This window comes from Mesorhizobium sp. M0954, assembly GCF_040319155.1.
Classification (GTDB): Bacteria; Pseudomonadota; Alphaproteobacteria; order Rhizobiales; family Rhizobiaceae; genus Mesorhizobium.
On record NZ_JAMYNR010000008.1, the window covers coordinates 94,135 to 119,172 of the forward strand.

A 25,038-nucleotide genomic window follows, 5' to 3' on the forward strand; every position below is an offset into this window, starting at 1 on the left:
GGCCTATTGCCCCTTGGTCGCGAGCCAGACGATGTGCCGGGCGCCGCGCTTGCCGTGAGCCCGCACCTTGACCTCCTCGACCGTGAAGCCGGCCTGCTTGAGCCTTCGGGTGAAACCTGCGTCAGGGCCCTGCGACCAGACCGCCAGCACACCGCCGGGCTTGAGAGCTGCTCTCGCGCTGATCAGGCCGGCTGCGCTGTAGAGCGCATCGTTGGCCTTGTAGACGATGCCCTCGGGGCCGTTGTCGACATCGAGCAGGATCGCGTCCCAGGCCGAAGCTTGCGATCGGATGAGCTGACCGACATCGGCCTCACGAATGCTGACGCGCGGGTCGTCAAGGCAGCCGCCGAACAGCTCGGCCATCGGGCCGCGCGCCCAAATCACGACCGCCGGCACCAGTTCGGCAACGGTGACCTGGGCGTCGTCGGCAAGCTCGGCCAGCCCCGCGCGCAAGGTAAAGCCCATGCCGAGGCCGCCGATCAGGATGTTTGGGGTCCGGCGGCCGGCAATCCTTTGGCAGGACAGTTTCGCCAGCGCCTCTTCGGAACCGCTGAGCCGGCTGTTCATCAGCTCGTTCGCGCCAAGCATGATCGAGAATTCGCCGCCGCGCCGCTTCAGGCGGAGTTCCTGTCCGCCGTCAGGCGTTTTTGCCGAGTCCAGTTGAAGCCAGGGGATCATGCTCGATAGTCTTTGAGCATGATCTTGTCCGAAAACCGGTTCCCACTTTTCGCTAACGCGGACCTTTGGTTCGGGATCATGCTGCCAGTGCCGGCTGGCTCCAGCGGGCGGCAAGCAGCCGGTAGGGGATCAGCGCCACCACCGCTATGATCAGCTTGACGCTGAGATCGCCGAGCGCCCAGGAGACCCAGCGCATCGTCTCGACCGGCAGCACGCCCATCAGCGGCGCGGTTTCCAGCGCAAAGCCGTCGTTGGGCCCGGCGAAGGCGAACGCCGCCGCGAAGGCGACGGTGAAAAACACCACCGTATCGAAAACGGAGCCGACCAGCGTGCCGACGATCGGTGCGCGCCACCAGCTCTGCCGGCGCAGCCGGTTGAACACGGTGACGTCGAGCAACTGCGCGGTGAGGAAGGCGGCACCCGACGCCGCGGCAATGCGCACCAGCCGGTCGGCGGCGGTCTCGAATTCGATCAGGCCGTGGCGAAACAGCAGCGGTGGGATGACGATCGAGCAGATCACCGCTGTCATGAAGCCGACAAAGACGATCCTGCGCGCCACCGCCGGCCCATAGCGGCGGTTGGCGAGATCGGTGACCAGGAAGGAGAACGGATAGGTGAAGGCGCCCCAGGTCAGGATGTCGGCCAGCGACAGCCCGCCGATTGCGCCTTGCATCGGGAACTGCACGAGGATGTTCGAGGCCACGACGACGAGCGCCATGGCCGCCACGAAGGGCAGGTACCGCGAGAGGAAAATCATTTTTTTATCCTGGGTAATGGAACCAGCGGAACGCGATCCGGAGTTCGGACCACGCCCTGGAAGGCGGCTGCCGCCGAAAAACTCAGGCGGCCGGCTGCTCGGCGAGCTTCTTGGCGATCTGCTTCTTCAACAGGCGGGCGCGCTGCGACAATTCCTTGGCATCGGCCTTGGCCAGGAAGGCGTCGAGGCCGCCGCGATGCTCGACCGAACGCAGCGCGTTGGCCGAAATGCGCAGGCGCACGTTCTGGTTCAGCGCTTCCGAGATCAGCGTCACATTGACGAGATTGGGCAGGAAGCGACGCTTGGTCTTGTTGTTGGCGTGGCTCACATTGTTGCCGGACATGACTGCCTTGGCAGTGAGTTCGCAGGTGCGGGACATGGTTCTAACCTTCGGTTCTCGGTCCTGGCCAAACATTCGACCCGCGCCGGGTGGCGCGCGGTTTCGGTCAGGCGGCCTTATGGAAAAAGTTGGCGTTCCATAGTTGCATTTCGCCGAGGCGTCAAGCTTGGGGTTGGTTAGTGCCAAGGGAATCAATCAAAAGATGACCGATGCCGGCGCTGCCCCTCATCCGCCTGCCGGCACCTTCTCCCCGTATAGTGACGGGGAGAAGGGGCTTGGCCGCAGGCTCGGCGCTTCTGCAACTTCGCAAATTGGCGAAACCCTTTGCAAGGCGACCTTCTCCCCGTCCCTATACGGGGAGAAGTGCCCGGCAGGGCGATGAGGGGCTGCGCAAACCTGTAGCGATTTTCCAGGTGGCCACATTTTGTTCTTGCTTTGTGCCGGCAGCTATGCTACTAATTTCGGTATGGTGCTAATTGGCTCCAACGACCCGCCCGCCGAGGCGGGTTTTTTATTTTGGCTGTCGACCAGCCCCAACGTTGCCTGCCGACGGCGCCTTTCACATTAAGGCCGGAATTCAGCCTATAAGCGGTCGCACAGGGACATGCCAGACCGGAGCCGCCCCGTCCGGTCGACAATCAAGGACCCGCCATGCCTCGTTCTTTCCTCCATGCCCTGGTCGTGCTGATGGCCGTCGCGCTTTCGACGACGGTTTCGGCCGCTGAGCCGCAATCCTTCACGGGCGAATATTCGGTGTCGTTCCTCGGCCTCTCCGTGGCCAAGGCGAAATTCTCCAGCCAGTACGAGGGTGACAGCTATTCGATCGAGGGCAGCGTTTCCGCCGCCGGGCTCGCCACTTTGTTCGACGATACGCGAGGCACGATCTCGTCGAAGGGCAAGATTTCGGGCAAGCAGTTGCAGCCGCAAGCGTTCCACGCCGACTACACGTCCGGCAAGAAGGCATCGATGATCGACATCCAGTTTGCCAACGGCGTCGTCACCTCGACCAAGGTCGTGCCTGAGCCGAAGAAGCGCAATCCCGAGAATTGGATACCGCTGGTCGGCAGCCATCTCGTATCGGTCCTCGATCCGATGGCCGCCACCGTCATCCATGCCGACAGCCTCGACCAGGTCTGCGGGCGCACGGTGAAGCTCTATGACGGCGAAATGCGTGCCGATCTGAAACTGACCTACGAGTCCAAAGGGTCGATCTCGGTGGCCGGCTACAAGGGCGATACGGTCACCTGCAGGCTGGGCTTCGAGCCGGTGGCCGGTTACCGCAAGAACCGCAAGGCGCTGAACTACCTGAAGAAACGCAGCCGCATCATGGTGACGTTTGCACCGGTCGGCCAAAGCGGCGTATATGCGCCGATCCGCGCCACGGTCAGCACGCAAATCGGCCCGTTGACGATCAGTGCGGAGCGGTTCGAAGCAAACGAATAGGCGTGACGGTGCGCCGCCAACGATGGGCAGGGGGCGACCGGTATGGCGCGCGCAACACTGATCGGCTTCTCCGCGGTCGCCATGTGGGCGCTGCTGGCGCTGCTTACGGATGCTTCGGGCGCCGTGCCGCCGTTCCTGCTTTCGGCAATCACCTTCACGATCGGCACCTGTGTCGGGCTGGTTGCCCGGCTGTTCATGCCGGCAGCTGATGGCGCCGCGAAGATACCGCGCCAGGTTTGGGCGATCGGCATTGCCGGCCTGTTCGGCTACCACTTCTTCTATTTCACCGCGCTGCGCAATGCGCCGGCCGTCGAGGCCAGCCTGATCGCCTATCTGTGGCCGCTGCTGATCGTGCTGGGGTCGGCGCTGATGCCGGGCGAGCGGCTGGCCTGGAACCACGTCGCCGGCGCGCTGCTCGGCCTTGCCGGCACGGTCCTGATCGTCACCAAGGGCGGCGGGCTTGCCTTCGATGCGCGTTATGCCTTCGGCTATGCAATGGCCGGCGTCTGCGCGGTGCTGTGGTCGTCCTATTCGCTGTTGTCGCGGCGCTTCCCGTCGGTGCCGACCAGCATCGTCACCTGGTTCTGCGCCGCCACCGCGGCACTTTCGCTGGTCTGCCATCTGTTGCTGGAAGAAACGGTGCTGCCCAACGGCGCCGGCCAGTGGCTGGCCGTGCTCGGCCTCGGCCTAATGCCGGTGGGGGCGGCGTTCTATGCCTGGGACATCGGCGTCAAGCGCGGCAACATCCAGGTGCTGGGGGCGGCGAGCTATGCCGCGCCGCTGCTGTCCACCCTGGTGCTGATCGCCGCCGGCTTCGCCGAGCCGTCATGGCGCATCCTCGCCGCCTGCGTGCTGATCACCGGCGGCGCGGCACTGGCGGCGAAATCGCTGTTCCTGCGCAAGAGGGCCACGAGCGAGGCAAACGCATGATGCCGTTTCCCGGCGGCATCGATGCCAATGCCAATGCGACGCTGGTATTTTCGCTGGCGGCGGCGGTGATTTACGCGTTCAGCCTCGGCATGCCGCCGCGCCTTTCGCGGTCGGCGGCAAGGACATTGCCGGTGGCGATGCTGGCGGTGCTGGTCGCGCAGCAGGGCGGCCCATGGCTGCTCGTCGCCGCGCTGGGCGTCAGTGCCGTCGGCGACGCCTTCCTGTCGCGCGACGGCGAGAAGGCATTTCTTGGCGGCACGGCCAGTTTTCTTGCCGCGCATGTGCTTTACGTCGTGCTGTTCCTGCGCGCCGGCAGCGGCCTCGGGCTGCTCTCGGCCGAACCGTGGCGAGGAATTATTGCCCTGGCGATGGCCGTGTTGGCGCTGGCGATGATTTTCGCGCTCTGGCGCCGCACCGGCCCGGCCTTGCGTTTGCCGATTGGCATCCATGCCGCGGCGCTGCTTGGCATGGGCATTGCGGCGCTCACCCTGAACAGCGTCTGGGTCGTCGGCGGCGTCATCCTGCTCATGCTGTCCGACGGGCTGCACGCCGCGGAAAAGTTCCTGCTGCCCGCCATCTCGGCGCACCGCATTTGGGTGCGCCATGGGGTCTGGGCGCTGTATTATGCCGGCCAGCTGGCGATCACGCTGGGTTTGCTGCTGGGCTAGGTGCCTAGGGCGTTCCCGGCAGCCAGCCTGGTTCGGCGAGTTCGAAGGCGGAGAAATCGAAACCCGGCGCCACGGTGCAGCCGACCAGGGTCCATTCGCCGAGGCTGCGTGCCGACTGCCACCAGCCTGCCGGCACGACGATCTGCGGCCGCTCGCCCGCGGCAAGCGCCGTACCGAGGACCTCCTCGATGACGGGACCGCCTTCTCGGTGTATCGACAGCGCCAGCGGCGCACCGTCATAGAAATGCCAGACCTCGGCCGCGTCCTTGACCCGGTGCCAGGCCGACAATTGGTCCTTCTCGAGGAGGAAATAGATCGCCGTCGAATGCCCGCGCGTGCCTGCCGTGCCGTCGCGAAAGGTCTCGGCATACCAGCCGCCTTCCGGATGCGGCTTCAGGCCGAGCAGGGCGATGATTTCGGCGGAACTGGTCATGACCCTAGCTCCTGGCGCCGCTCAGAAATTGTCCTTGCGCTTGCGGATCTCGGCGAACACTTCGGCGTCGGAGGCCTTCTCCAGGCCGAGATGCCTGCGGATCGCCGGATCGTGCCAGCGCAGGAACGGATTGGTCGACAGTTCCTCGCCGATCGTCGTCGGCAGCGTCGGCTTGCCGTCGGCGCGCAGCGCCTCGACCTTGGCGGCACGCTCTTTCAGCGCCGAATTGGTCGGGTCGACGGTGAGCGCGAAACGGGCATTGGCCAGCGTATACTCATGGCCGCAATAGACGACCGTCTCGGCCGGCAGCGCCGCGAGCTTCTTCAGGGATTCGTACATCACCGGCGGCTTGCATTCGAGCAGCCGCCCACAGCCGAGCGCAAACAGCGTGTCGGCGGCGAATGCCACTTTCGACGCCGGCAGATGATAGGTGACATGGCCGGCGGTATGGCCGGGTGTGGCGATGACCTCGATCCGCTCGTCGCCGAGATGGACGACCGAGCCTTGCTCGACAGTTTCGTCGATGCCGGGAATCTTTGCCTTTTCGGCTTCCGGCCCGACAATGCGCAGCTTGAAGCGCTCCTTCAGCGCCAGATTGGCCTCGACGTGGTCGAGATGGTGGTGAGTGGTCAGGATCATCGTCGGGGTCCAGCCGGTGCGCTTGATCGCCGCCAGGATGGGCGCCTCCTCGGGCGCATCGATGAGCGCCGTCTGACCGCTTTTCGGGTCATGCACCAGCACGCCGAAATTGTCGCTGCGGCACATGAATTGTTCGATCTCGACCGGCATCGCATCTCTCCCTTTATTGCCGCAGACATAGGGCGCCCGCCAGCCGATGTCATCTGCCTTTGTTGAACTTGGACTGCTTCGAAGCTACCGTTCCGCGCATGCATTCAGACATTGTCGATCTCCGTTCGTTTTATTCAACCACGCTCGGCCGCCTGGCCGAACGCTCGATCACCATGGCGCTGTCCTCGATATGGGCCGTCGTGCCCAACGAGCGGCTGGTCGGCCTCGGCTACACCTTGCCGTGGCTGGAACGCTTCGGCAGCGATGCCGAGCGTGTCTTTGCCTTCATGCCGGCAACACAGGGCGCGGTGGTCTGGCCGGCGACCGGGCCGACGGCGACCGCGCTGGTCTTCGATGAGGAACTGCCGCTGGTCGATTCCTGCATCGACCGCATGCTGCTCGTCCATTCGCTCGAACATGTCGAGAACCCGCGCGAGACGCTGAACGAGATCTGGCGGGTGCTGTCGCCGGCCGGCCGTGTCGTCATCGTCGTGCCCAACCGGCGCGGTGTCTGGGCACGCTTCGAGCATACGCCTTTCGGCAATGGCCGACCGTTCTCGCGCGGCCAGCTGACCGAATTGCTGCGCGAAGCGAATTTCACGCCGGCGGCGTGGTCCGATGCGCTGTTCTTCCCGCCGTCGCCGCGACGTTTCATGATGCAGTTCCATAATGTGCTGGAACGCGCCGGCCGGCGCTTCTGGCCGATCTTTTCGGGCGTTATCGTCGTCGAGGCGCAGAAGCGGCTCTATCAAGGCGTGCCGGTTGCCCAGCGCGCGTCCCGCCGCGTCTTCGTGCCGGTTCTCTCGCCGCATGGCGCGCCGACGCTTGGCCGGCTGTCGCGGGCCGAACACCCGGCACCGCCAGGATGACGCGTTCGTGATCCGAGACGTGCTTTTTCACGCCTATCTGACGATATCAGGTTTGCTGTCCGATTGAAGGCCGTGCGGCCGATCCCTATGACCGGTTTGGCATTGCTCCGAATGCAAGGATTTAACCGATGGATGATCGTCCGGATGTCGAGGCCAGCGCCCAGAAGCTTGCCACGTCGATCGAAGCCAGCAGCCTGCGTGAGCAGCTGGCAACAATCAAGATAGCGCTGACCAGCTCGCCGGTGCGAAAACAATTGCTTTGGGCAGCGATCGGCATCGTCGCCGTCATCGTGGCGAGCTCGATCGGGCAGGTTCTGCTCAATCGCTGGAACCAGCCTTTCTACGACGCGCTGGCGCGGCGCGACATGCCGGCTTTCCTGCATCAGCTTCTGGTCTTTGCCGGCATCGCCGGCGGGCTTGTGGTGCTCAATGTCGGCCAGACCTGGCTCGACCAGATGCTCCGCCTGAAGCTGCGCGAGGCGCTGACGCTCGACCTGATCGACGAATGGATGCGGCCGGCGCGTGCCTTCCGGCTGACCCATGCCGGCGCCATCGGCGTCAATCCCGACCAGCGCCTGCAGCAGGATGCCGGGCATCTCTCCGATCTTTCCACCGGTCTTGGCATCGGCCTACTGCAGTCCTGCATCCTGCTTGCCTCGTTCGTTGGGGTCCTGTGGTCGCTGTCCTCCGGCTTCGTCTTCCACATAGGCGGCCATTCGCTGGCCATACCCGGCTACATGGTCTGGGCGGCGATCCTTTATGCCGGCACCGCCTCCTGGTTGAGCTGGCTGGTCGGGCGACCGTTGATCCGCTTCAACAACGATCGCTATACGCGTGAAGCGGAGCTGCGCTCCTCGGTGGTTCGCGTCAACGAGAATGTCGATGCCATCGCGCTGGCGCATGGCGAGGCCGATGCCAGGCGCCGGCTCGAATTCGATCTCGGCATGGTGCTGGGCGCCATGCGGCGCATCTACAGCGCCCAGATCAATCTTTCCTGGGTTACCGACACCTATGGCTGGATCACTGTCGTCGCGCCGATCCTAGTCGCCTCACCGGTCTATTTCGCCGGCGATATCAGCTTTGGCGGCTTGATGATGGCAGTCGGCGCTTTCAACCAGGTCCATTCGTCGCTGCGCTGGTTCATCAACAATATCGGCGGCATCGCCGATTGGCGCGCTACGCTGATGCGGGTCGCCGACTTCCGCATCGCGCTTGCCGATACCGACGCGCTGCACCATACGGAAAGGCGCATTTCGTTCGGCGAAAACCCGGACGGCAGCCTGACCTTCGAGAAACTCGAGGTCGCCTCGCCGGAGGGATGCACCAAGCTTGCCGAGCCGCATGTCGAAATCCGCGCCGGCGACCGGGTCATGATCACCGGAGATCCGGGCGCCGGCAAGACGCTGTTCTTCCGGGCCATTGCCGGTCTGTGGCCATGGGGCAGCGGACGGATCGGCATGCCGGCCGGAGAAGCGCCGATCTTTGTTCCGCGTACCCCCTATTTCCCGCTCGGCAAGCTGCGCGAGGTGCTCAACCATTCAGACGGCGCGGCGGAGGCGAGCGATGCCGAGATCTCGGAGGTGCTGGCCGATGTCGGGCTGCAACGCCTGTCGTCCTCGCTCGATCGCTCGGCGCGCTGGGAGCGTGAGCTCAGCGACGACGAGCAACGTCTGCTGGCCTTTGCCAGGCTGGCCTTGCGACGGCCGAAATGGGTGATCATCGACGAGGCGCTGGACGCGTTCGACGGCCCAACGCTGAGACAAGTGCTGTCGATGCTGGAGAAGCGCCTTCCCGACGCCGCGATCCTCAATATCGGCCGCGGCCAGCACAATGGCCGCTTCTTCCGGCGGGCGTTGACCATCGTCAAGGATGCCGGCCAACCGCCACTCAAGCCGGCCCGTATCAGGGCAGGTGCCATCGAACCGCCCCCGGCGATCGCCTCGACCGGCCGAAAGAAATAGAAGGCAAGCTTTATTTCGCCGCGATCGCGGCGAAAAACTGTCGCGATCGTTTCAGATGGGAACGTTCCGATCGGCCATGCTTGACGCTCTCGCCCTGCTCGCCTGCCTTGCCTGCACCCCGGCGGCACCTGCGGCCGCGCCGGCCAATGCAATTGCCGTCGATGTCGAGCTGGTGCTGGCCGTCGACATCTCGCAGTCGATGGATGAAAGGGAGTTTGCCCTGCAGCGCGCCGGCTATGTCGCGGCGCTGCGCCACCCCGACTTCATCAACGCCGTGCGCGCCGGCACCTTCGGCCGCATCGCCATCGCCTATTTCGAATGGGCCGGCACCATCCGCGACGATGCGGTCATTGCCTGGCAGATCGTCGACAGCAAGGAGAGCGCCAACGCTTTCGCCGACAAGATCGCGGCCCGCCCGTTCAGGAGCTTTCGCGGCACCTCGATTTCCGGTGCTGTGGCTTTCGGCGCCGAGCTTTTCAACGGCACGGCCTTCACCGGCAAACGCCGCGTCATCGACGTCTCGGGGGACGGCCCAAACAACACCGGCTTGCCGGTCACAACGGCACGCGATGCGGCGCTGGCGAAGGGCATCGTCATCAACGGGCTGCCGATCCTGATCAGCCCGTCACCCACTTTCAGCCATCTCGACCGGTATTATGCCGAATGCGTTACCGGCGGGCCGGGCTCGTTCGTGCTGCCGATCTATGCTGCTTCCGAATTCGCCACCGCCACTCGCCGCAAACTGATCCTCGAGGTCAGCGGCATCGAGTATCCCAAGGTGGATCCGAGGACGATCCGCATCGACGCACCGATCGACTGCCTGCAAGGTGAGCGCGACCGAAGGTTTTTCTCGGACCCCTATTTCCCGGAACTTGACCGATAAGGCTGGCCCAGGGGTAAGCTAGGCTGGTGGCAGGCCGAAGGCCGGGAACAGAGATGGCCCGAGCGGCCCTATGAAGATCGTCAAGGAAGCGATCCCGCCCTCGGCTGCGTCGAACACATGCAGGGAATGGGCCCGCCATTCAGGGCCATCGTGGCTGCGGGAATAAACCCCGACCGCCGGCTGGGCATTGGCGCGGGTGGCCAGCGTGCGGAAGCCGCCAAACCTCGGCCAGACGGTCTCGAAGAAACCGCGGATCGCTTCGCGGCCTTGATACCATTCACGCCAAGGCGGCATGGTGTAGATGGCGTCCTCACGCAGCAGCTCGATCAAGCTGTCGAGATTGGCGGCCTGCCAGGCCTGCATGTAGCGTTCGAGCAGCAGGCCTTCTTCGGGGCTGGGCCGTGATCGGCTGGCCGGCCGTCCCTGAGGATAGCGCGCCGCCAGCGTTGCGCGGGCCCGTTGCAACGCGCTGTTGATCGAAGCCGTCGATCCGCCCAGCAAACGCGCCGTCTCGACAGCCGACCATCCGAGGACGTCGGCAAGCAGCAGCGCGGCGCGCTGCCTGGGCGGCAGATCCTGGATCGCCGCGACGAAGGCGAGCTGGACGGCCTCGCGGCTCTCGTAACGGGCTTCCGGACCTGGCTCGCTGCCGGCAACGTCTGGAAGCTCGGCGTCGGGGTAGGGCTCCAGCCAGGCGATGTCGGCTACAGGCCCGCCTATGGCCGCCCCGTGCGAGGGCTGCCGTCCGGGTTCCCGGAGAATGCGACGCGCCCTCGACCTCGCCTTGATGGCGTTGAGGCAAGCGTTGGTCGCGATCATGTAGAGCCAACCGCGAACCGAACCTCGCCCGTCGAACTCCGATCTTGCGCGCCAGGCGCGAAGCAACGTGTCCTGGACGAGGTCGTCGGCCTCGTGCAGCGAACCCATCATGCGATAACAATGCAGCTTGAGCTCGCGGCGATGCGCGGCCGTGACCTTCTCGAAGGCCAGCCGATCGAGGATCGGCTGGCGTGATGGTTGCAGAGGTGGTTGACCGTTTGTCATGTGGCTTCTGCGGTTACGAGCGAGCGTTGCATTACGCGCCCCTCAGGCGGCCGGGGCAAGCCCGCTACCGCTCACCATGAAGGAACTGCCTTGCGGCTGGCCGGTGGCGAGTGCGACCACCGCCCGTCCGACATCGGCCGGCGTTTGCATGTCGGTCATGGCGGCGATGAAGTCCGCCGGCTGGATGCCCATATAGGCCGCTATGCTGTCGACGCCGGCTTTGCCCACGCCGGTTTCCGGCATGATGCGCATCGGCGCGAGCGCCATGAAGCGCAGGCCGAGGCCAAGCCGGTCGGCCTCCTTCTGGCTATGACCGGCCAGGAACATCTGCATGCGTTTTGCGCCAGCATAGCCGCCGGCGTTCGGTGGTCCGCCGGTCAAGGCCGCGCCGCTGGAGATCAGAACGATCCGGGTCCCCGGCTTGAGCGGACGCCGCAGAGCGGCCCGGCAAAACAGGAACGACGCCTTGACGTCCGTGTCCCAATTTGCCGAGAACGCCTTCCAGTTCTGTTCATGCACCGGCGCAGAAGGCGCCAGCGCACCTGCGCAGATCACCAGTACGTCCGGCTCAAGCGCGGCGAAGACCTTATCCGGGGCGGAGTCCATCGTAGCATCGGCCGCAAGCGTCTTCACGCCCGAGACCTCCCAGGCAAATTGCGCCAGGGCCTGTTTTCCGCGGGCGACGGCCAGCACCGTCGCTTTCTCCTTGAGGGCGGCCTCCGCGATGGAGCGGCCGACACCACGGCTGCCTCCGACGACGACGACATTCTGATTTTGCAACGATCCCATGGATCACCTCTCTATTCCCGGCCGCCGGACCATCCAGGCGCGCTCATCGATAAGGACAGCGCAGGTGGGTGGAAATCATCGGTGCCAGGCGGAAATATCTTTCCGCTGACGGCAGCGGCGCGTCGGTTTTGTATTCAGTGTCATTACCTCGGGGGTAATCGACCTGTGCGCGACGTCTCGGCAAACTGCTCCCATCAAGCCGGTTGTCCGGCCTTCGACCACAAGGAGTTACGCCATGACCGCCTACGCCGTCGCCCATATGCGCCAGGTCACGCCGGGACCGCAGATCGCCGAGTACCTGCACAAGATCGATGCCACGCTGGAACCGTTTGGCGGCCGCTTCGTGGTGCACGGAGGCGAGGTGGAAGTCGTTGAAAACACCTGGCCGGGCTATCTCATAGTCATCGAGTTTCCCAACCGGCAGCAGGCACGTGCATGGTACGACTCGCCCGCCTATCAGGAGATATTGCCGCTGCGTACCAGCAATTCCCGGTCCGACGTGGTCTTCGTTGATGGCATCCAGCACCCGCACAAGGCCACGGACGTGCTTGAATAGAGGGAATGATCGGGTACAACCGGCGTCTATGGTGCCGCCATCTATCTGGCGGCACCGAATTTGGATCGCGTCTGCATCGGCAGCTTCACCGCCCCTGCAGCACCTTGATCGCGTTGGACATGTCGCCATGCGACAATGCAGCCAGGTAATCCGAGTAGTTGATCCTGCCGTTCGCGAAGCCGTTCATCAATCGCGTGCAGAACGTGTGTTCCAATCCGGCATCCGGGACGTTCATGAGCGCGGCGAGGTTTGCCCTTTCAACCTTGCCGAACCGCATCTTGAATTTGGTCATGCACCGCTGGATCGCCTGCCGTTTCAGCGCCGGGCTGCCGCTCAACGCGACTTGTCCATTCTGGAAATCGGTCTTCGACGTCGTGCATCCGGAAATCAAAGTGGCCGACATCAAAGCTGTTGCTAATACTAACGTCTTCATTGCTTCCCCCAAACCAACCCGTTTGAGACCTGTTAAAGCAACAAAGAATGCCGGGCAACTTCATTGGATTGAAAATTGAAAATATGGTTTCTTGCGCAGGTCTGAGGTTCGTTGCTTCTGCCTGTCAAACCTATCGTTTCAGCAGGAATACCGCTTGCTGGCCGAAAAAGTTCCAGAACCACCAAGGCATGGAGAAGCCGATCCGCTGGCCGTTGGCGTCGAGCGCGGTTGCCTTTTCCACCGTCGCGCCAAGCTCGTCGCACAGATTGACGAAGTCGCGAATGGTGCAGAAATGGATGTTGGGCGTGTCGTACCAGGAATAGGGCAGGTCCTTGGTCACCGGCATGCGGCCGTTGAAGAGCAGCGAAAGGCGCACCCGCCAGTGGCCGAAATTCGGGAATGAGACGATGGCGCGGTTGCCGATCCGGAGCAGTTCGTCGAGCACCAGCTTCGGATTGCGGGTCGCCTGCAAGGTCTGCGACAGAACGACGAAGTCGAAACCCTTGTCGGGATAGAATTGGAGATCCTTGTCGGCATCGCCTTGAATAACCGACAGGCCGCGCGCCACGCATTCGTTGACGCCGCGCTGCGACAGTTCCAGCCCGCGGCCATCGACCTTCTTGGTCTCCTGCAGCAATTCGAGCAGCAGGCCGTCGCCGGAACCGACGTCCAGCACCCGCGACTGCGGCGGGATGAGATCGGCGACGACTTCGAGGTCGACGCGCTGGGCGCGGTTGACGCTCATGCCTTCGGCTCCTGCCTGGCGCATGATCCTGATCCGAACGGTCCGCAACTTTTCGGGGTCATGCGCCGAGCCCTCTCGCCCGCGCGGCCGAGGCGATGAAGCCCTTGATGGCGGCGAACAGTTCCGGTTCGTCGAGCAGGAAGGCGTCGTGGCCGCGGTCGGTCTCGATCTCGACGAACGATACCGAGGCGCCGGCTGCGTTCAGCGCGTGCACGACCGAGCGGCTCTCCTCGGTCGGGAACAGCCAATCGCTGGTGAACGAAACCAGGCAGAAGCGCGTCTTGGTGCCGGCGAAGGCATCGGCCAGCCGGCCGCCATGGTCGGCGGCGAGATCGAAATAATCCATCGCCCGCGTCATGTAGAGATAGGAGTTGGCATCGAAGCGATCGACGAAGGTCATGCCCTGATGGCGCAGATAGCTCTCGATCTGGAAGTCGGCATCGAAGCCGAAGGTAAGCGCTTCGCGGTCCTGCAGGTTGCGGCCGAACTTGCGGTGCAGCGCTGCTTCCGACAGATAGGTGATGTGGGCGGCCATGCGCGCCACCGCCAGCCCCTTTTCCGGCCGCTTGCCATGCTCGAAATATTTGCCGCCATGCCAGTCCGGGTCGGCCATCACTGCCTGCCTGCCGACCTCGTGGAAAGCGATGTTCTGCGAGGAATGGCGGGCACCGGTGGCGATCGGCAGCGCCGAGAAGACGCGCTCCGGATAGCTGGAGGCCCATTGCAGCACCTGCATGCCGCCCATCGAGCCGCCAAGCACGCTGAACAGCTGTTCGATGCCGAAATGCTCGACCAGCATCAGCTGCGCCCGCACCATGTCGCGGATGGTGATGATCGGCAGGTCGAGCCCGTAGGGCTTGGCGGTGGCGGGATTGGTCGAGGCGGGGCCGGTGGAGCCGAGACAGCCGCCGATGACGTTTGACGAGATGACGAAGAAACGGTCGGTATCGATGATCTTGCCGGGACCGATCAGCACTTCCCACCAGCCCGGCTTGCCGGTCACCGGATTGGTGTTGGCGACATGCTGGTCGCCGGTCAGCGCATGGCAGACGAGGATGGCGTTGGAGCGCGCGTCGTTGAGCGTGCCATAGGTCTGGTAGGCAATCTGGAACGGCGACAGCAGCGTGCCGGCGTCGAGCTTGAGCGGCTTGTCGGCGCCGAAACGCAACACCGGGCTCGACGGCTGGTCGGCCTCGTTGTTGGTTTTTCGCGCGCGCAAAGCGACCATCACATCTCCTTGCCCGGCCTTCAGTTGTCCACCGGTCTGGGCAACAAAAAACCGGCCATGCCTTCGCAAAGCCGGTTACAAGATGCAAACGGCCCTTTAGCAAGTTGTTTAACGTGGCTGCAAGCCGACCGGCCAAATCACCACGGAACTGTAGCCGTTCTTCTATGACTCGCGCATGGCTTCGTCAACGGCAAGTTCTTGATCCCGAATTGCCGGCCCTCGACATTCCGGGCCACGGCTTGTATTTCCGCTGCGGCTTCCGGATGGAGGCACTCTCGACGGATTTCATGAAATGAGTCAGACACCGGATCAGACACGTCCAAAGCCCCGCGCCGGCATCATGGACATCGAAGCCTATGTGCCCGGCAAGAGCGCGGCGCCTGAAGGTGTCGCCAAGGTCCATAAATTGTCGGCGAACGAGAACCCGCTCGGCCCTTCGCCAAAGGCGATAGAGGCCGCGCGCGCGGTCGCCGACAAGCTCGCGGTCTATCCCGACGGCAGCGCCATGCGCCTGAGGGAAGCGATCGCCGAGGTGCACGGGCTCAACCCGGCGAACATCGTCTGCTCCAACGGCTCCGACGAGATTCTGGGCCTGCTGGCGCAGACCTACCTCGCGCCCGGCGACGAAGCCATCATCACCGAACACGGCTTCATGGTCTACAAGATCTACATACAGTCGGCCGGTGCCGTCCCGGTGACGGTCAAGGAGACCGATGAACGCGCCGATATCGATGCGATCCTCGCCGCGGTGACGCCGGCTACCCGGATCATCTTCCTTGCCAATCCAAACAATCCAACCGGCACCTACTTGCCGTTCCAGGAGGTGCGCCGCCTGCATGCCGGCCTGCCGCGAAACGTGCTTCTGGTGCTGGATGCAGCTTACGCCGAATATGTCCGGCGCAACGATTATGAAGCCGGCGTCGAGTTGGTGGGCAGCGCGGAAAACGTGGTCATGACCCGCACTTTCTCCAAATTGGGCCTGGGCGGGGCGCGGATCGGCTGGATGTATGCGCCAATGCACGTCATCGACGCGATCAACCGCGTGCGGGGACCCTTCAACGTCAATGCGACGGCAATCGAGGCCGGCATCGCGGCGATCCGCGACCGTGCCCACATCGAACGCAGCGTCGCGCACAACGAGACCTGGCTGGCCTGGCTGAGCGAGCAATTAAGCGGGCTCGGGCTGCGGGTGACACCGAGCGTCGGCAATTTCATCCTCATCCACTTTCCCGAGGACAAAAAGCATTCGGCGGCGGCCGCCGACGACTACCTCAGTGCGCGCGGCTACATATTGCGGCGCGTTTCCGGGTACGGTTTTCCCAACGCGCTGCGCATGAGCATCGGCACCGAAGAGGCCAATCGCGGCGTTGTCGCAGCACTCGCGACATTCCTGAAAAGCTAGAACACCATGACATCACCGATGTTCGAAAAAATCGCGCTGGTCGGCATCGGCCTGATCGGCTCGTCGCTGGCCCGCGTCATCCGCCGCGAGGGGCTCGCCGGCCAAATCGCGATTTCGACGCGCAGCGAAGCGACGCTGGCACGGGCGAGCCAACTCGGCCTTGGCGACACCTATACGACGGATGCGAAAGAGGCGGTTCGCGATGCTGATCTGGTTATCGTTTCGGTGCCGGTCGGTTCTTCCGGTACGGTCGCCGCGGAGATCGCGCCGGCGCTGAAGAAGGGCGCCATCCTCACCGATGTCGGCTCGACCAAGGCGTCGGTGATCGCGCAGATGCAGCCGCACGTGCCTGATGGCGTGCACTTCATCCCCGGCCATCCTTTGGCCGGCACCGAAAAATCGGGACCGGACGCCGGTTTTGCCGAACTGTTCGAGAACCGCTGGTGCATTTTCACGCCGCTGCCCGGCACCGATCCCGCAGCACTGGAAAAGCTCTCGGAATTCTGGCGCCGCTGCGGCTCCAACATCGACACGATGGACCCGCAGCATCACGACATGACGCTGGCCATCGTTTCGCACCTGCCGCATATTATCGCTTACAACATCGTCGGTACCGCCGACGATCTGGAGTCGGTGACCAAGTCCGAGGTCATCAAATACTCGGCTTCCGGCTTTCGCGACTTCACCCGTCTCGCGGCGTCCGACCCGACCATGTGGCGCGACGTCTGCCTGCACAACAAGGACGCCATTCTCGAAATGCTGGCGCGGTTTTCCGAGGATCTGTCCTCGCTGCAGCGGGCGATCCGCTGGGGCGACGGCGAAAAACTGTTCGACCTGTTCACCCGCACCCGCGCCGTCCGCCGCTCGATCATCGAGGCCGGCCAGGATATCGACGTACCGGATTTCGGCCGCCAGGCAGTCGAACACCCGCCGAAGGGATAAGCCGCGGCAGGCCGATCGCAGGCCAGCCTGGCTTAGAGCGGTTCATCGTTTCACAGAAACGCCGAACGGCTCTATCTCTTTGTTTTGCGCAATTCCGGACGGAAAACCGTTTCACACTTTTCCTGGAATTGCTCTAGTCGAGCGGCTTGATCTTGCCGAGCGGGATGAAGCCGAGCGAGGCCTTGCCCCTGACGATCTTGAGCGGCATCGACGGCTGGTTGCCGAGGAGCGCCAGTCCGGCAAAGCCGGTCTGGATCTCTTTCTTCTGCTCGGGGATGGCGGTGGCGAGGATTGCCGCCACGGCCTTTGGATCATTGAGCCTGATCGTCAGGTCGGCATTTATGAGACCGTCGTCATCGACCGACAGCGGTCCGGAAACGGTGATGCGCGCAGTTCCGGACGACAGATCGAGCTCGTGGATTTCGGCCGCCTGGCCGCGCAGGCTCTTCGGATTTGCCTTGATCAGTGTCACGCCGTTTTTCAGCGTGACGTCGCCGCTGCCGTCGAGCGGCGGCAAGACGCGCCCGCCGATGGCCGCTGCGTCGATTTCAAGATCGGTGAAATTGCCGGCAGAGTCGATGTCCGGGCCGTTTGGGCGCAATTGTCCGGTGGCGGTTCCGGCGCTGAACAGCGAGACGGGATCGGTGTCGTCTGCCGGATCGGTCTGGCCGGACAGGCCTTCTGCCTGCAGCGAGAGGCGTCTCGGCAGCGGCCAGGACAGCTTCATGTCGGCCCGCAGATCATCCCAGTCGATCCAGAGCGGGGTCATGCCGGGAACAGAGGTCCTGAGCGGCCCCCTGAGCTCGGCGGCAGGCGACAGAAGGCGGGTGATCTGCGTGGCGGCGTTGATCTTGCCTGTCGATGCCGCGACGTTGCGGCTGTCGTCCTCGTAAGCCAGGCTGTCGCAGGAAACGGTGAAGCTGAAGGGATAGCCGCTGACCGCGAGATTGGCGCAGTCGGCCTTGATGCCTTTGTCGTCGAGATCGGCGACCGCCTTTTTGGTGGCGCTCTCGACCAGGTCCGCCAGGTAGAACCAGCCCGCGCTGTAGATGCCGAACAGCACGAGGATGAAAGCGGCAAGCCACAACAGGCGGCGACGTTGGCTGGGCGGCGGGCGCTCGTCACTTGACGTCATGCTGCGGCTTTCGTTAACGCGGGGTGGCACGGGCGGGCTGTCGCTTGCGGCACCAACAGGTAGACGGACTGAAACACCACCGGTGAGGTGGTCGTCACAATCAGGCTTGGCGATATGGGCGATTTTTGGGTTTTTGGCTACGGCTCACTGATCTGGCGACCGGGATTCGCACATGTCGAGACGCGGCGCGCCCGCCTGCATGGCTACCGCCGTTCGCTCTGCGTCTATTCTTTCGTGCATCGCGGCACGCGCGAACGGCCGGGCCTGGTGCTCGGCCTCGACCGCGGCGGCTCCTGCATCGGGCTGGCGTTCCGGGTTCCAGGCGAGCTGCGCAACGAGGTCATTACCTATCTGCGCGAACGCGAGCTGGTCACCAACGTCTATCTCGAACGTGTGCTCAGCGTTCGCCTCGACAAGGGTGAAACGGATGGGGGCAAGACGGTCGACGCCGTCGCCTATGTCGTGGACCGCAGCCATGAGCAATATGCCGGTGCGCTCGACCCGGCCGAGGCGGCGGCCGTCGTTCGCGGCGCCGTCGGCCAATCGGGGAGGAATGAGGATTACGTGCTCAGCACGCTGGAGCACCTCGAAGCACTGGGTATAAGCGACCACTGGCTGGAAGACGTGACGAGACGGATCGCGACGTAGCGCCTTTTGTCGTTACCATGATGTTTTCGGTGTCGTGACGCGGGCTACATCCTGAAAATCTGTTTTCCAAGATCGGCGCGATCCAGACTGTTTGCCACGGCAAGCTTGAACTCGGTCAGCGGGTGGAGACCGCCGACAGGAACGTGGAAGCCGGGCTGGCCGAAGGTGTCGATAATCTCGCATAGGACAGGCCGGTCGGCTTCGGCAGGCGGCGAAAAGAAGTAGCGATAGATATTCGCCCTGATTTCGACGCCGCTCAGCAACACGTCGAAATTGTGCAGTTCGAAGCGCTCGGCACTCATTCCGCCATTGATCACCATCTGCCCGCCGAGCGCCAGGGTGCGGATCAATTCGCCGCTGACAGGTCCGCCGACATTGTCGATAATCCCATTCAATCCGGCGCCGCCGGTGATATCCATCACCGCTTCCCGGATACTTGCCTTCAAGTCCGAAAGGTCAAGAATGGCGGCGGCGCCAAGCGTCTTCAGATCGAAGCTTTGGTGCGAGCGCCGCACAAGCGCGATGACGTTGATGCCGCGTCGTTGGGCGAACTGCATCACCATTGTCGAAATCGACGAATAGCCGGCCGTGACAGCCAGCCACTGGCCAGGCCGCACACGGGAATCCACCAGCAGATCCCACGCGGTAATGGGGTTCACCATCTGCCCGGCGCGTTCGACAGGATAGCCGGCAGGCAACGGGATCAGCCATTCGGCGGGAATGGCGGCGTACTCGGCCCAGCTGCCATAATAGCTGAACGCGACAAGCATCCCCGGTTCCAACCCGACGTTCGCGCCAACGGCTTCGACGATGCCGGCGCCATGGTTTCCGGCGATCTGCCGGGGAAAATGCGGCTTCTTCGGTTCGGGATAGAGGTTCTGGATAAACAGGAAGTCGCCCGGATTGATCGAGGCCGAGACCATCCTGACCAGCACCTCGCCGTCGCTGATCCGTGGCATCGGCAGGTCATCCATGTAGAGCACGTCGCGCGGCGAACCGATGGCGTCAAATACAATTGCTTTCATGCCGGTCTCCATAACAAACGATCCGAGGCCAACAGTCTGAGCCCCGGCCAGACCGTGCCGAGACTTGCGTCGGCGCGGCGGAACCTATGGCCGGCCGGCAAAGGTCTGAATTGGCAGATTTGACAATCTATGTGCCAAACTTGCCAGATCGTTTCTTCAGAGGCTGCTGGTTTGGATGCCCGGGACCAGCGCCTTGGGGCCGGACACGGCGCGGCGGGTCGCGGCTTTGTGAAGCGCCGGCGGGCTGGAAAAGAGGCTATGCGTTTGACGTCGCCACGGCGCGACATAGGTTAGCCCGATCGGCGGCTCCCATCCGCCCCAGCATGAATCACCATGGAGATCAGCCTTGCAGAAACGTCGTCTCGGTCGCACCGACCTATCCATCGCGCCATTGGTTCTGGGCGGCAATGTGTTCGGCTGGACCGCCGATGAGAAAACCTCGTTCGACTTGCTCGACCGCTTTGTCGACGCCGGTTTCAACGCCATCGACACGGCCGATTCCTATTCGCGCTGGATTGCCGGCCACCAAGGCGGCGAATCCGAAACCATCATCGGCCGATGGATGAAGAGCCGTGGTAACCGCGACAAGGTTGTCGTCATCACCAAGGTCGGTTCGGATATGGGACAGGGCAAGAGGGACCTGTCCGCCGCCTATATCGAAAAGGCCATCGATGCTTCGCTGAAGAGGCTGCAGGTCGATAGCGTCGATCTCTATCTGTCGCACTGGCCCGACCCGGCGACCCCTTATGAGGAAACGCTCGGCGCTTACCAGAAACTGCTCGACAAGGGCAAAATCCGTTATGCCGGCGCTTCCAACCTCGACGCCGCCCAGTTGCGGGCCGCACTTGACGTAGCAAGCCTGCGCGGCCTGCCGCGCTACGAGGTGCTGCAGCCGGAATACAACCTTTACGACCGCTCGTCCTTCGATGGTCCGCTGCGCGATCTGTGCGCGGCCGAGGACATCGGCGTCATCACCTATTTCAGCCTCGCGAAGGGGTTTCTGAGCGGCAAGTACCGGAGCGAGGCCGACCTCGGCAAAAGCCCGCGCGGTGGCGGTGTGAAAGGCTATCTCAACACCCGCGGCATGCGCATTCTCTCAGCGCTCGACGCGGTGTCGGCCAGACATTCGGCCAAGCCGGCGGAAGTGGCGCTTGCCTGGGTCATGGCGCGGCCCGGCGTCACCGCCCCGATCGCCAGCGCGACGACGCTCGACCAGCTCGACAGCCTGATGCGTGCCGCGTCGTTGCAGCTCAGCCCGGACGATATCGCCGAGCTCGACAAGGCCAGCGCGTAGCCGCGCACGATCATTCAAGACCGGCGCCGCTGCCTTGCCCTACCGTCCCTGCCTCGTCACAGGATGCAGGGACGCCGCATGGCCGGACAGGGTCTTCTCGATCAGCAGCTATGGCAGCGATTGCTGGCGCTTGTGTTGGCGTCGGCCATCGTCATGGGCAGCCCGGGGCCGGCGACGATAAGCGTCACCGCGATCGGCGCCGCGTTCGGCCTGCGCGGTTCGCTGCGCTATGCCTCGGGAATCGTTGTCGGGACGGTTCTCATGCTTTTGGTGGTGGCGACGGGCATCATGGCCGTTCTCACCGCGCTGCCGAAGCTCGCAGTGCTGTTGGCGGTCGCGTCAGCAGCCTACATCCTCTATCTGGCGTTCAAGATAGCGACGGCGCCGCCGCTGGCGGCACGCATTGGTGGGGCGGCACCTCCCACTTTCCTGGGCGGGTTCCTTCTGGCCGTTGCCAATCCGAAAGCCTATGTGGCGATTGCCGCCGTGTTCGCCGGCGCGTCTCCTGGCGCCGGCGGTCTTGCTATTTCAGCCAAGCTGGCGGTCCTCGCCTTGATGATTGCTGCCATTCATCTCTTGTGGCTTCTCGCCGGCGCGGCTTTTGCACATTTGCTGCGCAAACCGCTGGCGTCGCGGATCATCAATCTGGTGTTTGCCGTGACGCTGGTTGCAACAGCCGCCCTGGCTGCCTTGCCGTGAGCCTTTCCGGCATGCGCGGCAGGTGTCTCAGCCTTTCAATTCAGGTTTCGCATCGAGCTCACCAAGCCGTTTCATTGCCGTCGGCGGCATCGGCGGCGGGTTCGGCGTCTGTGCCGCCTCGACGAGAAGCTGGTCGCAGGCGGCTTCCGTCTCGCCGATCAGCCGTTGCATGAATTCGTCCTTGCCGAGGCCGGGCGGGATCGGTGGCAGGAAGCGCGCCTTGATCGTGCCGGGATAGCGCAGGAATTTGCGGCGCGGCCAATAGAGACCGGCAACGTGGGCGACCGGCACCACCGGAATGCCAAGCTGGGCATAAAGTTCGACGATGCCGTATTTGTAGACCGGTTCGTCGCCCGGCGCCCGGCGGGTGCCCTCGGGGTAGATGATCAGCTGGCGCGGATTGCGCGCCAATTCCTGTTTGGTCGCGGCGATCACCGTCTTCAATGCCTTCGAGCGGCTGCCGCGGTCGACCGGAATCATCCGCATCTTCAAAATGTACCAGCCGAAGAACGGGATCCAGGTCAGCTCCCGTTTCAATATGTAAACGGGATCGTCGAGATAAGGCAGGAAAGCGATCGTGTCCCAGAAGGACTGGTGCTTCGGCGCCAGGATAAAGGAGCCGCCAGGCAGGTTTTCCCGGCCGGTGATCTCACTTCTGGTGCCGGCGATCTTGTCGTAGAGCCACATGCTGGTGCGCGACCAGAATTTCGGCACGAACCAGGCGCGATGGCGTGGCGACAGGAAATAATACGGGGTCCAGAGGATCATCTGGACGATCAAATTGAGGTAGAAGGCGAGATTGAACGCCAGCGAGCGGAAATACAGCATACAGCAAGTGCCCGGTGAGGAGGTGTGCGTTGGTTACACCAAGCGCCCGCAAAAAGGAAACGCTGCGAGGCGGGCGATCGGCCCGGCCTTGCGAGGGCCGTCTTCGTCACGTTTCCCACGCGGCCTGCAGCAGGCGCTGTCTCAGGCGCGGGGCGGCGAAGTCGAGGAATGCGCGCAGCTTCACCGGCAGTAGCCCCTGGCCGGCATGGACGAGGCTCACCGGCCATGGGTCTGGCTCAAACTCTTGCAGCACCGGGCGCAGCGTACCCGACCGGACTGCGGCGGCGATCTGATAGGAAAGCAGCCTCGTCACGCCGACGCCGGCAATCGCCGCATCGATTGCCGCCTCAGCGGTGTTGACCCGCAGCCGGGAGCGGATCGGCACGCTGAATTCGGTCTTGCCGGTGGCGAAGCTCCAGGCTGCGGCGGTGAGCCCTTCGAAGGTGATGGCACTGTGTGCTGCAAGCTCCTGCGGCGTTTTCGGTGTGCCGTGCTCGGCGAGATAGGCCGGGCTCGCGCAAACGACGCGGCGGATTGAACCCAGGCGGGTGGCGATCAGGTTCGAATCGGCAAGCTCGCCGATGCGGATGGCGAGGTCGATGTGCTCTTCGACCAACTGGGTTATCCGGTCGGCGAGTGTCAGCCGCACACCTACCTCAGGATAGACGGAGAGGAAGCCGGTGACGACCGGCAGCACATGCAGGCGGCCGAAGACGATCGGCGCAGTGACGATCAGTTCGCCGGTCGGGGCGCTGTATTCGCCGGCGGCTATTCGCTCGGCCTCGCCGACCTCATCGAGAATGCGACGACAGGCGGCGAGATAGGCGTGGCCTGCATCGGTCAGCGACAGCTGCCGCGCCGAGCGGTTCAACAGCCGTGTCTTCAGGTGCTTTTCCAGGTCCGAAACCTTGCGGCTGACCGTCGTCAGCGGAATGCCGAAGCGGCGCCCGGCAGCCGAGAGGCTGCCTGTCTCCGCCGCGGCAACGAAAAGCGACATGGACTGGAGGCGATCCATAGCTCTCCCGAAAATTTGCCCTTCCGGAAAACGGAAGGATGGATTGCAGATATGGCATCTGCATCTCGAAGATGGAAGGACGTATTTTCCTGACTAGCAATGCAGCGCAGCTCGGCGCTTGAGGAGGCTTCCATGAACGCTCACACCAGCGATGTTGCTTTCACCCCGACGGTGAAGGCGATTCAGGCGCGCAAGGGCTCGCGCCAGGCCTATGCCCGTGTCGAGGAGCGTGGCGGCTGGCAGGCGGCAATTACGCCCGATCTCGCCGCCTTCATCGAGGCGCAGACCAGCGTCTTTCTGTCGACCGCCAATGCGGACGGGCAGCCTTACATCCAGCATCGCGGCGGGCCTGCCGGTTTCCTCACGGTGCTCGACGAACGGACGATCGGCTTTGCCGATTTTTCCGGCAACAGGCAGTTCATCACCCAGGGCAACCTCAGCGACAACCCACAGGCTTTCCTATTCCTGATCGATTATGCGCACCGGCAGCGCATCAAGATCTGGGGCAAAGCGCAAGTCGTCGAGGGCGATGCCGAGCTGACGGCAAAGCTGATGCCGCAAGACTATAAGGCGCGACCCGAGCAGGTCATCCTGTTTACGGTTTCGGCTTGGGATTCAAATTGCTCGCAGCACATCCCGCAGCGTTTCGAAGCGGCCGACGTGGCGGCGGCGCTGGGCGAACGCGACAAGCGCATCGAACGGCTCGAACAGGAGATCGCACGCTTGCGATCGGATGCAGCAGCCAGGGAATAAGAGCCAGGGAATAAAAGTGCCGGTGCCGTTCAGCTTCCGCCTGCGGCGTCGGCCAGCGCGACGCTCTCGGTTTGCTTCACCGGCATGATGCCGCGCGCCAGCGCCAGCAGGTATTTGTTGTATTCGGTGAACAGCACGCGCAGCGCTTCCGGCTTGGTCAGCCAGCCGCCATTCTCAAGGTTGGTGTTGACCACCGGATAGGGCTCGAGCCTTGCGCCGTGCAGCAGCCGGCCCATTTCCAGCAGGCTGCGCGGCATATGATAATTATTGGTGACGAGAATGACGGTGCCGTAGGCATGGTCCTCGACCCATTTGGCACTTTCCTCGGCATTGCCGATCGTGTCGAGCGCGGCGCGGTCGATGTCGACGCAGCAGGAAAACAGCCTCTTGTCGCCGCCGGTCGCGGCCTGAAGCTGGCGGCGGCTGGCGGAGGGATGGACGCCGCTGATCAGCAGCCGTTCGCCCTTGCCTAAGGCAAGCAGGCCCATCGCAGCGTCGAGGCGCGATTGGCCGCCGGTCAGCACGATGATAGCGTCGGCCCTTGCCGGATTGACGGGCGTAGTCAGGCGGCTGACGGTGTTGGCGAACCAGCCGAAGCCGGCGACAAACAGCGCCATAAAGGCGAGCAGAAGGAGAGCCGAGATGCGCAAGGAGCGGCCTGCCAGCAGCCGCCCCTGTTTGGCAAACTGATCCGGCTTGGCAAATTCATCGGGCTCGGCGAATACAGGCGGGCGCGCAACCAGCACTGGCA

At 63.6% G+C, this 25,038-nt stretch carries 29 protein-coding genes and 1 riboswitch; of the genes, 14 read left to right on the plus strand and 15 right to left on the minus strand.

Features of this window, described 5'->3' with window-relative positions; genetic code table 11:
- Nucleotides 1-3 precede the first annotated feature (3 nt).
- From NKH93_RS13280 to rpmB, 3 genes are all read right to left on the minus strand, one after another.
- On the minus strand, nt 4-678 hold the full coding sequence (locus tag NKH93_RS13280) for a spermidine synthase (protein ID WP_352683106.1): 675 nt from the start codon (nt 676-678) through the stop codon (nt 4-6).
- Between the two features lie 76 nt (nt 679-754).
- Entirely contained in the window at nt 755-1,435 is a 681-nt protein-coding gene (locus NKH93_RS13285) for a queuosine precursor transporter (protein WP_352451206.1), read from the minus strand.
- A gap of 82 nt (nt 1,436-1,517) precedes the next feature.
- Complete coding sequence (gene rpmB, locus NKH93_RS13290) at nt 1,518-1,814, minus strand: 50S ribosomal protein L28 (RefSeq protein ID WP_006328411.1); 297 nt, start codon at nt 1,812-1,814, stop codon at nt 1,518-1,520.
- Nucleotides 1,815-2,426: 612 nt separating this feature from the next.
- On the opposite strand from rpmB, the gene NKH93_RS13295 reads away from it, so the two are divergent.
- From NKH93_RS13295 to NKH93_RS13305, 3 genes are read left to right on the plus strand one after another with little or no spacing between them, the layout of a single operon-like run.
- Entirely contained in the window at nt 2,427-3,218 is a 792-nt protein-coding gene (locus tag NKH93_RS13295; protein ID WP_352616079.1) for a DUF3108 domain-containing protein, read from the plus strand.
- A 42-nt stretch (nt 3,219-3,260) separates the two neighbouring features.
- Entirely contained in the window at nt 3,261-4,148 is an 888-nt protein-coding gene (gene yddG, locus NKH93_RS13300) for an aromatic amino acid exporter YddG (RefSeq protein WP_352683104.1), read from the plus strand.
- Complete coding sequence (locus NKH93_RS13305) at nt 4,145-4,816, plus strand: lysoplasmalogenase family protein (RefSeq protein ID WP_352683102.1); 672 nt, start codon at nt 4,145-4,147, stop codon at nt 4,814-4,816. Before yddG ends, NKH93_RS13305 begins: the two co-directional genes overlap by 4 nt.
- A gap of 4 nt (nt 4,817-4,820) precedes the next feature.
- On the opposite strand, the gene NKH93_RS13310 is transcribed toward NKH93_RS13305, so the two are convergent.
- Together NKH93_RS13310 and gloB are read right to left on the minus strand one after the other, a co-directional pair.
- Nucleotides 4,821-5,249 carry a cupin domain-containing protein gene (locus tag NKH93_RS13310; RefSeq protein WP_352616071.1) on the minus strand — a complete coding sequence of 143 codons (429 nt, stop codon included), beginning with the start codon at nt 5,247-5,249 and terminating at the stop codon, nt 4,821-4,823.
- Between the two features lie 21 nt (nt 5,250-5,270).
- The gene (gloB, locus tag NKH93_RS13315) at nt 5,271-6,038 is read right to left on the minus strand and encodes a hydroxyacylglutathione hydrolase (RefSeq protein WP_352471442.1); all 768 of its coding nucleotides are present in this window, start codon (nt 6,036-6,038) and stop codon (nt 5,271-5,273) included.
- A 98-nt stretch (nt 6,039-6,136) separates the two neighbouring features.
- Between gloB and NKH93_RS13320 the strand changes: the two genes are divergently transcribed.
- The 3 genes from NKH93_RS13320 to NKH93_RS13330 all read left to right on the plus strand — a co-directional run bounded on the left by NKH93_RS13320 (nt 6,137) and on the right by NKH93_RS13330 (nt 9,751).
- Nucleotides 6,137-6,907 (plus strand): class I SAM-dependent methyltransferase, encoded by a 771-nt coding sequence (locus NKH93_RS13320; protein WP_352451212.1) that lies wholly within the window; start codon nt 6,137-6,139, stop codon nt 6,905-6,907.
- A gap of 128 nt (nt 6,908-7,035) precedes the next feature.
- Nucleotides 7,036-8,868 (plus strand): ABC transporter ATP-binding protein/permease, encoded by a 1,833-nt coding sequence (locus NKH93_RS13325; protein ID WP_352683100.1) that lies wholly within the window; start codon nt 7,036-7,038, stop codon nt 8,866-8,868.
- A 76-nt stretch (nt 8,869-8,944) separates the two neighbouring features.
- A complete protein-coding gene (locus NKH93_RS13330; protein ID WP_352683098.1) occupies nt 8,945-9,751 on the plus strand; it encodes a DUF1194 domain-containing protein in 807 nt (268 codons plus the stop codon).
- Between the two features lie 18 nt (nt 9,752-9,769).
- On the opposite strand, the gene NKH93_RS13335 is transcribed toward NKH93_RS13330, so the two are convergent.
- Both NKH93_RS13335 and NKH93_RS13340 read right to left on the minus strand, forming a co-directional pair.
- Nucleotides 9,770-10,795: an RNA polymerase subunit sigma-70 gene (locus NKH93_RS13335; RefSeq protein ID WP_352918407.1), complete on the minus strand. Its 1,026-nt coding sequence runs from the start codon at nt 10,793-10,795 to the stop codon at nt 9,770-9,772.
- Between the two features lie 42 nt (nt 10,796-10,837).
- The gene (locus NKH93_RS13340; protein WP_352683094.1) at nt 10,838-11,584 is read right to left on the minus strand and encodes an SDR family NAD(P)-dependent oxidoreductase; all 747 of its coding nucleotides are present in this window, start codon (nt 11,582-11,584) and stop codon (nt 10,838-10,840) included.
- Between the two features lie 235 nt (nt 11,585-11,819).
- On the opposite strand from NKH93_RS13340, the gene NKH93_RS13345 reads away from it, so the two are divergent.
- Nucleotides 11,820-12,140, plus strand: coding sequence for a DUF1330 domain-containing protein (locus NKH93_RS13345; protein ID WP_352918405.1), 321 nt, complete (start codon nt 11,820-11,822; stop codon nt 12,138-12,140).
- An 85-nt stretch (nt 12,141-12,225) separates the two neighbouring features.
- Here the strand turns inward: NKH93_RS13345 and NKH93_RS13350 are convergent, their stop codons facing one another.
- Nucleotides 12,226-12,432, minus strand: a complete 207-nt coding sequence (locus tag NKH93_RS13350; RefSeq protein ID WP_352483502.1) for a hypothetical protein — start codon at nt 12,430-12,432, stop codon at nt 12,226-12,228.
- On the opposite strand from NKH93_RS13350, the gene NKH93_RS13355 reads away from it, so the two are divergent.
- On the plus strand, nt 12,431-12,652 hold the full coding sequence (locus tag NKH93_RS13355) for a hypothetical protein (RefSeq protein WP_352616055.1): 222 nt from the start codon (nt 12,431-12,433) through the stop codon (nt 12,650-12,652). The two genes, NKH93_RS13350 and NKH93_RS13355, sit on opposite strands and share 2 nt — an antisense overlap.
- Nucleotides 12,653-12,703: 51 nt before the next feature.
- Here NKH93_RS13355 and metW read toward each other — a convergent pair whose 3' ends face one another.
- Both metW and metX read right to left on the minus strand, forming a co-directional pair.
- Nucleotides 12,704-13,318 carry a methionine biosynthesis protein MetW gene (gene metW / locus NKH93_RS13360; protein WP_352471435.1) on the minus strand — a complete coding sequence of 205 codons (615 nt, stop codon included), beginning with the start codon at nt 13,316-13,318 and terminating at the stop codon, nt 12,704-12,706.
- Nucleotides 13,319-13,376: 58 nt separating this feature from the next.
- Nucleotides 13,377-14,546: a homoserine O-acetyltransferase MetX gene (metX, locus tag NKH93_RS13365; protein ID WP_292661143.1), complete on the minus strand. Its 1,170-nt coding sequence runs from the start codon at nt 14,544-14,546 to the stop codon at nt 13,377-13,379.
- Nucleotides 14,547-14,622: 76 nt separating this feature from the next.
- Nucleotides 14,623-14,700, minus strand: a riboswitch (SAM riboswitch).
- A gap of 138 nt (nt 14,701-14,838) precedes the next feature.
- Here metX and hisC point away from each other — a divergent pair.
- The gene (gene hisC / locus NKH93_RS13370; protein ID WP_352918403.1) at nt 14,839-15,948 is read left to right on the plus strand and encodes a histidinol-phosphate transaminase; all 1,110 of its coding nucleotides are present in this window, start codon (nt 14,839-14,841) and stop codon (nt 15,946-15,948) included.
- Nucleotides 15,949-15,954: 6 nt separating this feature from the next.
- Nucleotides 15,955-16,890, plus strand: a complete 936-nt coding sequence (locus NKH93_RS13375; RefSeq protein WP_352471433.1) for a prephenate/arogenate dehydrogenase family protein — start codon at nt 15,955-15,957, stop codon at nt 16,888-16,890.
- Nucleotides 16,891-17,023: 133 nt separating this feature from the next.
- Here the strand turns inward: NKH93_RS13375 and NKH93_RS13380 are convergent, their stop codons facing one another.
- Nucleotides 17,024-18,025 (minus strand): DUF2125 domain-containing protein, encoded by a 1,002-nt coding sequence (locus NKH93_RS13380; protein WP_352683089.1) that lies wholly within the window; start codon nt 18,023-18,025, stop codon nt 17,024-17,026.
- 114 nt (nt 18,026-18,139) lie between these two features.
- On the opposite strand from NKH93_RS13380, the gene NKH93_RS13385 reads away from it, so the two are divergent.
- Nucleotides 18,140-18,673, plus strand: a complete 534-nt coding sequence (locus NKH93_RS13385) for a gamma-glutamylcyclotransferase (protein WP_352616048.1) — start codon at nt 18,140-18,142, stop codon at nt 18,671-18,673.
- A 44-nt stretch (nt 18,674-18,717) separates the two neighbouring features.
- Here NKH93_RS13385 and NKH93_RS13390 read toward each other — a convergent pair whose 3' ends face one another.
- Nucleotides 18,718-19,698 carry a quinone oxidoreductase family protein gene (locus NKH93_RS13390; RefSeq protein WP_352820105.1) on the minus strand — a complete coding sequence of 327 codons (981 nt, stop codon included), beginning with the start codon at nt 19,696-19,698 and terminating at the stop codon, nt 18,718-18,720.
- Between the two features lie 346 nt (nt 19,699-20,044).
- On the opposite strand from NKH93_RS13390, the gene NKH93_RS13395 reads away from it, so the two are divergent.
- Both NKH93_RS13395 and NKH93_RS13400 read left to right on the plus strand, forming a co-directional pair.
- Nucleotides 20,045-20,992: an aldo/keto reductase gene (locus NKH93_RS13395; protein WP_352918401.1), complete on the plus strand. Its 948-nt coding sequence runs from the start codon at nt 20,045-20,047 to the stop codon at nt 20,990-20,992.
- Nucleotides 20,993-21,070: 78 nt separating this feature from the next.
- Nucleotides 21,071-21,691 carry a LysE family translocator gene (locus tag NKH93_RS13400; protein WP_352918399.1) on the plus strand — a complete coding sequence of 207 codons (621 nt, stop codon included), beginning with the start codon at nt 21,071-21,073 and terminating at the stop codon, nt 21,689-21,691.
- Nucleotides 21,692-21,718: 27 nt separating this feature from the next.
- Here the strand turns inward: NKH93_RS13400 and NKH93_RS13405 are convergent, their stop codons facing one another.
- The gene (locus NKH93_RS13405) at nt 21,719-22,519 is read right to left on the minus strand and encodes a lysophospholipid acyltransferase family protein (protein WP_352540198.1); all 801 of its coding nucleotides are present in this window, start codon (nt 22,517-22,519) and stop codon (nt 21,719-21,721) included.
- Between the two features lie 106 nt (nt 22,520-22,625).
- The gene (locus tag NKH93_RS13410) at nt 22,626-23,534 is read right to left on the minus strand and encodes a LysR family transcriptional regulator (RefSeq protein WP_352918397.1); all 909 of its coding nucleotides are present in this window, start codon (nt 23,532-23,534) and stop codon (nt 22,626-22,628) included.
- A gap of 132 nt (nt 23,535-23,666) precedes the next feature.
- Here NKH93_RS13410 and NKH93_RS13415 point away from each other — a divergent pair, with 132 nt between their 5' ends.
- Complete coding sequence (locus NKH93_RS13415) at nt 23,667-24,287, plus strand: pyridoxamine 5'-phosphate oxidase family protein (protein ID WP_352471424.1); 621 nt, start codon at nt 23,667-23,669, stop codon at nt 24,285-24,287.
- A gap of 29 nt (nt 24,288-24,316) precedes the next feature.
- Here NKH93_RS13415 and NKH93_RS13420 read toward each other — a convergent pair whose 3' ends face one another.
- The gene (locus tag NKH93_RS13420; RefSeq protein WP_502896449.1) at nt 24,317-24,904 is read right to left on the minus strand and encodes a YdcF family protein; all 588 of its coding nucleotides are present in this window, start codon (nt 24,902-24,904) and stop codon (nt 24,317-24,319) included.
- Nucleotides 24,905-25,038 lie beyond the last annotated feature (134 nt).